The following is a 7498-nucleotide window of genomic DNA, read 5'->3' as shown; positions in this document are numbered from 1 at the left end:
TATCGACTCGGGAACCGGGGCTTTTTTGCGTACGATCGCGGTATGAGCGACTACACCATACGTGCGTCCCGTCCCGAGGAATGGCGTGCCCAGCGGGCACTGCGACTCGAGGCGCTGAAGGACCCGGCCGCCGGCGTGGCCTTCGTCAACCCCCATGACACCGAAGCGGCGTTCGACGACGAGAAGTGGCGTCAGCGAGCGCAGACGCAGGCGTTCATCGCGGAGGACGAGGTCGGCGAGCGCGTCGCCAATGTGGCCGTACTCGTCGAGACGGGTGAGGAGTTCGACGTCCCGCAGACGCATCTGGTCGGTGTGTACGTGCGGCCGGAGTTCCGCGGCGGCGGGCTCGCCGAGGAGTTGCTGGGCGCGGCGATCGCATGGTCGTGGGAACTGCCGGAGCGGGTGCGGCGCGTGCGGTTGTGGGTCCACGAGGACAACCACCGGGCGCGGGCCTTCTACAAGCGTCTCGGCTTCGTCAGGACGGGCAGGACGATGGCCTTCCCGCTGGACGCATCGCAGACGGAGTACGAGATGGAGCTGGCGCGGCCGTAGGAGGGCGGACGGCACGGCCTAGGGCAGCCGGACCGCGTCGGGGACCTCGTCGAGGAGGCCGGGAGGCTGGTTCCCTAGGACGAGGCGGACGTCGGCGCGCTGCCACAGGGGGCTCCGCCAGTGCTCGCGGGCCTGCTCCGGGGAGCGCAGCACGGCCAGGGTGGGCAGGCCTGCGGAGGTGCCGGTGGCCAGGAGGTCGGGAAGCTCCGGGATCGGGGCGAGGGCCGCGATGTCGTCCAGGACGAGGGTCATTGGTGGGTCGAGCCGACCGGAGGATGACCCTGCGGCCATGCGCCGGCCGTGCTCGACCACGCTGGAGACGAGTGCGGTGAGCAGCGGCATCGCACCCGGGTGGGTGCGCGGGTCCTCGTTGGGCTCGCCCACCACATACAGGGTGCCCGGATCCTTGAGGAATGACTCCACCTCGAGGCCGTCCGTGCGTCCCGGTGTGCAGGCGTCCCGGATGTGCACGGAGTTGAGGGACTCCAGGGCGCGGTGGACGAGCGCCTGTGCGGCGTCACGGCGGTGCGTGTGGGCGTGGAGGACGGACTCGAGCTCACCGCTCCAGCCGGAGGCGGCCTTGGGATGGGTGCGCAGAATGCGGACGGCGTCCTGGGCGGAGGCACCGCCCGCCCATCGGTGCACCTGGCGGAACGGCTGGCCGTCCACGGCTGCGGCGTGCAGCCAGCAGCGCAGGAGGGTCTCGGCCGCGTCGAACATCGCGGCGTCGAGTGTGGCACGCGGACGCACCGGGAAGAGCAGGGCGCGGGCGCGTGTGACGGCGGTGGGGACGTCCTCGCAGCCGGAGTGCGGGGCCCAGCGGAGCCGGGCCGGGGTGTCGACGAGGTGCGCGGGGTCGTAGACGTGGACCGGGCCGAGCTTGGCGCGGTTGCCGACGGTCTGGTGGAAGGTGTCCGGGTCCGCGGTGGTGACGAGGACGGGCCCCGCCGCCCCCAGGACGGCCGGCTGGACGAGGCGCTTGCCCTTGTCGCCGCGGGGCGTGGCGAAGACCGCGTAGGTACGGGTGAGTTCGCGGTCGGGGGCGACCGAGGCGCCGGCGGGGCCGGCGGCCGGCGCAGGGGTGGCCGGGTCGACCGGTGCGGGCTCCGGGGCGCGGGTGGCCGGGACCGGGGCCTCGACGGCCTCCACGGGCCGCTGTGCGGCCTGTCGGGGCGGGACCCGGGTCTCGGGCTCCACAGCCGCTTCCGCGGTGCTCAGGACGGCCTTGCGGCGCACCGCGCGGCGCAGGCGGGTGCGCGTGACGACGCCCATCACGAAGATGGTGAGGACGAAGAGCACCATCAACTGCCCGATGAACACGCCCCAGAACAGCCCGGAGCCGGGCAGTTCCCCCGGCGGGGCCGGCTGCCAGGCCCCGGCGATGTCGTGGGGGTCGGCCACGAGGTGGCGCATGGCCACGGGCGTGCGCGTGAAGTGGACCTCGGCGGGCCACGCCCCGTGGGAGACGAGGCCCGCTATCCCGGTGCCCGTCCAGACCAGGACGGTCATGCCGAGAAGGAAGCCCATGAGGCCGAGGATCAGCCCGTCGGGGACCCCGCCCTCGTGCCGCTGTCCGTGATGCTGCGCTCTCGCCATGGATCGGTCCCCGTTCAGGCCACCGCGTCGTCTGCCAGCTGCTTGTCGAGGGAGACCCCGGGCTCGTCGAACCGGCCCTTCGCGTCCGGCCCGTCGAGCTCGGCGCTCGAGGACTCGGTCATGGCGCGGTCGGTGTAGACCAGCGGTCGCTCGGTCTCGGTGATGAGGTGCTTGACGACCTGGACGTTGCCGTTGACGTCCCAGACGGCGATGCCGGGGGTGAGGGTGGGGATGATCTCCACCGCCCACCGGGGCAGGCCGAGCACCCGGCCGGTGGCGCGCGCCTCGTCGGCCTTCTGGGCGTAGATCGTGCGCGTGGACGCCATCTTGAGGATCGCCGCGGCCTCCTTGGCGGCGGCGCCGTCCACCACGTCGGAGAGGTGGTGGACGACGGCGACGAAGGACAGGCCCAGGCGGCGGCCGAACTTCAGCAGCCGCTGGAAGAGCTGGGCGACGAAGGGGCTGTTGATGATGTGCCAGGCCTCCTCGACCAGGAAGATGCGCTTCTTCCGGTCGGGGCGGATCCAGGTGTGCTCCAGCCAGACGCCGACGATCGCCATGAGGATCGGCATGGCGATGGAGTTGCGGTCGATGTGGGAGAGGTCGAAGACGATCAGCGGGGAGTCGAGGTCGATGCCGGCGGTCGTGGGGCCGTCGAACATGCCGCGCAGGTCGCCGTCGACGAGCCGGTCCAGGACGAGGGCCACGTCCAGGCCCCAGGCGCGGACGTCCTCCAGGGCGACGTTCATCGACTCGGCGGAGTCGGCCATGGGGTGCCGCAGCCGCTCCACGATGTCGGTGAGGATCGGCTGGCGGTCGGTGACGGTGCCGTGGACGTAGGCGTGGGCGACCTTCAGCGCGAAGCCGGAGCGCTCGTCCAGGCCGCGGCCCATCGCGACCTCGATGATCGTGCGGAGCAGCGCGAGCTGGCCCGTGGTGGTGATCGCCGGGTCGAGCGGGTTGAGCTTGATGCCCCCGTCGAGGGCCGCCATCGGGTCGAGGCGGATGGGAGTTATCCCGAGGGCCTTGGCGATGAGGTTCCACTCGCCGACGCCGTCCTCGCCCTGCGCGTCGAGGACGACGACCTGGCGGTCGCGGAAGCGCAGCTGCCGCAGGACGTACGTCTTCTCCAGGGCGGACTTGCCGTTGCCGGACTCGCCGAGGACCAGCCAGTGGGGCGCCGGGAGTTGTTGCCCGTACAGCTGGAACGGGTCGTAGATGTAGCCCTTGCCGGAGTAGACCTCGCGGCCGATGATCACGCCGGAGTCGCCCAGCCCGGGTGCGGCGGTCGGCAGGTAGACGGCCTGGGCCTGGCCCGTGGAGGTGCGGACGGGGAGTCGGGTGGTCTCCACCTTGCCGAAGAGGAAGCTGGTGAAGGCGTCGGTGATCGCTGCGAGGGGATCCGGCATGGCCATGGGTGGAGCGCCTCCTCGGCGTCAGCGGTCGTCGCGCCCGGGGCGCGGGCTCCGGCGTGGCATCGTTGTCCCTGTCGTCCTTCCCAATGGCGCCGTCCCGGGGGACGGAGCGTCAAGTGCGCACAGGCGCATGGTGCTACCTCCCGGCCCCTCAGCGGCGGATGCCGGTCGCGAACGGGAGCGTGTTGACGAACGCCCGGTGGTGCTCCCGGTCGCACCACTCCAGCTTGAGGTACGACTTGCCCGCCGAGGCGCGGATCGTGCGCTTGTCGCGGGCCAGCGCCTCCGGGGAGCGGGAGGAGACCGTGATGTAGCCGACCAGGTTCACGCCCGCCGCGCCGGAGGCGAGGTCCTCGCCGCGCTGGTCGATGCGGGAGTGGTGCGCGATGTCGCGCGGGTCGACGACCCGGTTCATCTTGGCGGCGCGGCTGGCCTCGGCGTCGTCGTTGGTCTTCTCGGTGAGCATGCGCTCGATGGCGACGTCGGTCGGCTCGAGGTCCATGCAGACCGCGACGGTGCGGATCACGTCCGGGGTGTGGACCAGCAGCGGTGCGAGGAAGTTGACGCCGACGGGGGTCAGCGGCCATTCCTTGACCCAGGCCGTGGAGTGGCACCAGGGGGCCCGGGTGGTGGACTCGCGGGTCTTGGCCTGGAGGAAGGTCGGCTCGGTGGCGTCCAGCTCGGCCGGCCAGGCGTTGCGGCGGGTCATCGCCTGGATGTGGTCGATCGGGTGGTCCGGGTCGTACATGGAGTGGATCAGGGACGCCAGCCGTGCCTGACCCAGCGGCTGGCGGACCCGGATGTCGGCCTCGGTGAGGCGGGCGCAGATGTCGGTCAGCTCGCGGGCCATGACGGCCGCGATGCCCGCGTCCTTGTCGAGGGCCTTGCGGCCGCCGCCCGCGGCGCGGGCGATGGCGGTGCCCTCGGCGGCGAGCTCGCGGCTGTAGTGCATGCAGGCGACGAGGTAGGCGCGGTGCTGCTCGGACGAGGTCGACACCATCGACTGCAGCTGGTCGTAGGAGTCCTTGAGCCACTGCTCGGCACGGTCGTCGCCGCGCTGGGTGACGTCCTTGGCGTGGGCGTCGGGGTCGGCGGGGAGGGTGCGGGCGAGCATCTGCAGCCGGGTGACGAAGCCGTCGCCGTTGGCGACGTGCTTGAGCAGGGTGCCGAAGCGCTCGACCAGGGCTTCCTGGTCCTCGCTGTCGCGCAGGCCGACGCCGGGGCCCTCGATCTCGATGGCGGCGGTGACGGTGCGCCGGTCGACGTGCAGCAGTACGGCGATCTCGTCCGGGCCGAAGGGCGCCGACAGCCAGGTGATGCGTCCGATGCCGGGCGGCGGGCCGATCTCGACCTCGCGGCCGTCGAGCCGGGTGCCGGCCTCCGCGGCGGTGGAGCGGTAGGTCGCGGCGGTGCGCAGCGTACGGCGGTAGCTGCGGTTGATCTCGAACCAGCGGTAGAAGGTGCGGCGCCGGTACGGCATGTAGACGGCGGCGAAGGCGAGCAGCGGCCAGCCCGTCAGGCCGAGGATGCGCAGCGGCAGCACGGGGATCAGCAGGCCGCACATCATGCCGAGGAACGCGCCGACGACGATCAGGGCGATCTCGCCGGTCTCGCGGTTCTTGCCGACGATGGCGTTGGGACGTGCCTTGCCGATCAGGTACGTGCGGCGTTGCTGCGGTGGGGCGTAGGGCTGGGACGTCACCGGCTTTCGCCTCCTGCTGTGTTGCTTCTGGTCCCGCCGCCGTTGCCGCGGTCAGGGTTCGTGCGGGGCGCGGGGGCCGGTGCCGGGGCGGTGCCGTTGCGGCTGCTGTGCGCGGCGATGCCGCTTGGTACGGCGTTCGCGGGCGGAGCGCCGCCGCCCGTGGTCTGCTCCTGCGGGCCGCCGCGGGTGCTGTGGGTCTTGATGCCCTGCTTGACCAGCGCGGCGGGGGAGGAGATGACGGCGGCGGCCTGGGACTCGGCGCTCGCCTTGCGGTTGCTGCGGAGAGTGGCCACGTCGTCGCCGAAGCCGGGGACGAAGCGGTAGATCATGGCGCTGGCGAAGATGGCCAGCAGGATGATGGCCAGACCCGACACCACGGCGCCGAACGCGGTGGGCCCGTCGGAGCCGCTGAGCGCGCCCGCGAGGCCGAGTACGACCACGATCACGGGTTTGACCAGGATCACCGCGATCATGATTCCAGCCCAACGGCGCACGTGGTGCCACATGTTCTTGTCGACCAGGCCGGAGTAGACGGCGGTGCCGAGCAGTGCGCCGACGTACAGAAGCGCGGCGCGGATGACGAGTTCGAGCCACAGGACGCCGGCGGCGAGCACGGAGACCAGAGAGACCACGATGAGCATGATCGGGCCGCCGCCGATGTCGGAGTCCTTGGTCAGCGCGTCCCGGAAGGAGCCGAAGAAGGTGTCGGTGTCGGCGGCCGTGCCGGACGCGACGACCTCCGTGATGCCGTCGGTCGCCGACACGACGGTGTAGAGGATCAGCGGCGTGAAGGCGGAGGCGATCACGGTGAGCCAGAGGAAGCCGACCGCCTCGGTCAGGGCCTCCGTGAGCGGCACTCCGCGCACGGCGCGCTTGGCGACGGCCAGCAGCCACAGGAGGAGCGTGAGGAAGGTGGAGGCGGCGAAGACGACGGCGTACTGGGTGAGGAACGCCTTGTTGGTGAAGTCCACGGCGGCGGTCTTGTTGACCGCCTTGGACAGGCCGTCGATGACCCAGGCGGCGGCGTCGGCGCAGCCGCGCGCGAGCGAGTCCAGGGGGTCGAGCGGGTCCGCGACAGAGGGGGTGTTCTCCGAACCGGTGCCGCCCTCGCAGTAGTCGCGGGCCTGGCCCACGATCAGATCGCACGCGCTGTTGCTGCCGCTCGGGGTGGGCGTGGGACTGGGGGCGGCGGTAGCGCGCGAGGCGGCTAGGACGAGGGTCGTCTGGGCCGCGGCGAGGAGTGCCGTCAAGGACAGCGTGCGGCGCCGGTGGCTACCTGGCATATGTGAACCCCCCATAACCACGGACCGCGTTGGCGATCTCGTCGGCACCGGAGGCCCGGTTGTCGCCGTTGACGGGCGCGGGACCCTCCTTCTGGCTGGACCTCTCGATTCTCCAATCCCCGTCAACCCAGATGAGTTGCTCAGTGATGGTGAACCACGTCTGGCTCACGGGCTTGGTCGAGCCCTCGCCGGCCAGGCCGACGAGGCCGGTGCTCCACACCTCGACGGTCGCGGCGCTGCTGGAGAAGTCCGTCACGCGGGTGCCCACGGGGACGGTGCGGGAGACGAACGTGTAGCCGTCCGGCACGCTCCCGTCCTCGTTGAGCCCCACGTTGGCGAGGAAGCCGGGGGAGTAGGCGCGGTCCAGGTCGGCCTGCAGGCGGTCCGCGACCTCGGGGGCGTGGATCGTCGCGACGATCGTGTGACGCCGGGCCGTGTCGAACATGCCGTCGGAGCCCAGCGCCACCGCGTAGTTCGCCGCGGCGGACTGGGCGCCCTGGTCGGTGCGGGCGTAGCCCGTGGGGATGCCGGCGTTCTTGCCGTCCACCGGCTTCGTGCCGGTGGGGGCCGTGGGCTGGGAACGGGCGCCGTGGGGAGTGCCGCCGCCCTGGCCGCCGACTCCGCCCGGGGCGGCGGAGTCCGCGGGGGAGCCGCCGCCGCGGTTGGCGAAGGCGATGGCCGCGATGAGGAGCACGACGACGCCGACCACCGTGACGAGGTTGCGGCTGGAGCGCTGCGGGCGGCGGGAAGGGCCGCCCGTGCCGGGTACGGGCTCGGGGAGGCGGGTACGGGTCGGGGGCCCGTCCTGGCCGAGGCTCATCGGGGGCTCGCCCCCTCGGGGGTCATGGGGTGAGTGGGCATCAGCAGACAGCCTCGGGTGGGGTGCGGGGCCGGGACGGGCCCCTCGGGGACAGTGCGCGGGGGACGGGGTGGAGCCGACGTGTGGGTCG

The 7498-nt window shown here is 72.1% G+C and carries 6 protein-coding genes; 1 reads left to right on the top strand and 5 read right to left on the bottom strand.

Annotated features, from left to right (window positions below; all coding sequences use genetic code 11):
- The first annotated feature begins 42 nt into the window (after nucleotides 1-42).
- Complete coding sequence (locus ACRWND_RS19070) at nucleotides 43-552, top strand: GNAT family N-acetyltransferase (RefSeq protein ID WP_431950888.1); 510 nt, start codon at nucleotides 43-45, stop codon at nucleotides 550-552.
- 18 nt (nucleotides 553-570) lie between these two features.
- Here the strand turns inward: ACRWND_RS19070 and ACRWND_RS19065 are convergent, their stop codons facing one another.
- The 5 genes from ACRWND_RS19065 to ACRWND_RS19045 form a co-directional block, all read right to left on the bottom strand.
- On the bottom strand, nucleotides 571-2148 hold the full coding sequence (locus ACRWND_RS19065) for a type IV secretory system conjugative DNA transfer family protein (protein WP_431950886.1): 1578 nt from the start codon (nucleotides 2146-2148) through the stop codon (nucleotides 571-573).
- Between the two features lie 14 nt (nucleotides 2149-2162).
- The gene (locus ACRWND_RS19060; protein ID WP_431950902.1) at nucleotides 2163-3557 is read right to left on the bottom strand and encodes an ATP-binding protein; all 1395 of its coding nucleotides are present in this window, start codon (nucleotides 3555-3557) and stop codon (nucleotides 2163-2165) included.
- A 157-nt stretch (nucleotides 3558-3714) separates the two neighbouring features.
- A complete protein-coding gene (locus tag ACRWND_RS19055; RefSeq protein WP_431950884.1) occupies nucleotides 3715-5265 on the bottom strand; it encodes an SCO6880 family protein in 1551 nt (516 codons plus the stop codon).
- The gene (locus ACRWND_RS19050) at nucleotides 5262-6548 is read right to left on the bottom strand and encodes a hypothetical protein (RefSeq protein WP_431950882.1); all 1287 of its coding nucleotides are present in this window, start codon (nucleotides 6546-6548) and stop codon (nucleotides 5262-5264) included. Before ACRWND_RS19050 ends, ACRWND_RS19055 begins: the two co-directional genes overlap by 4 nt.
- Entirely contained in the window at nucleotides 6538-7368 is an 831-nt protein-coding gene (locus tag ACRWND_RS19045; protein ID WP_431950880.1) for a hypothetical protein, read from the bottom strand. Before ACRWND_RS19045 ends, ACRWND_RS19050 begins: the two co-directional genes overlap by 11 nt.
- Between the last annotated feature and the right edge of the window lie 130 nt (nucleotides 7369-7498).

This window comes from Actinacidiphila sp. bgisy167 (assembly GCF_965342175.1).
Classification (GTDB): Bacteria; Actinomycetota; Actinomycetes; order Streptomycetales; family Streptomycetaceae; genus Actinacidiphila.
The sequence above is the reverse complement of the archived record's forward strand: the minus strand, read 5'-3'. Positions and strand labels throughout refer to the sequence as shown.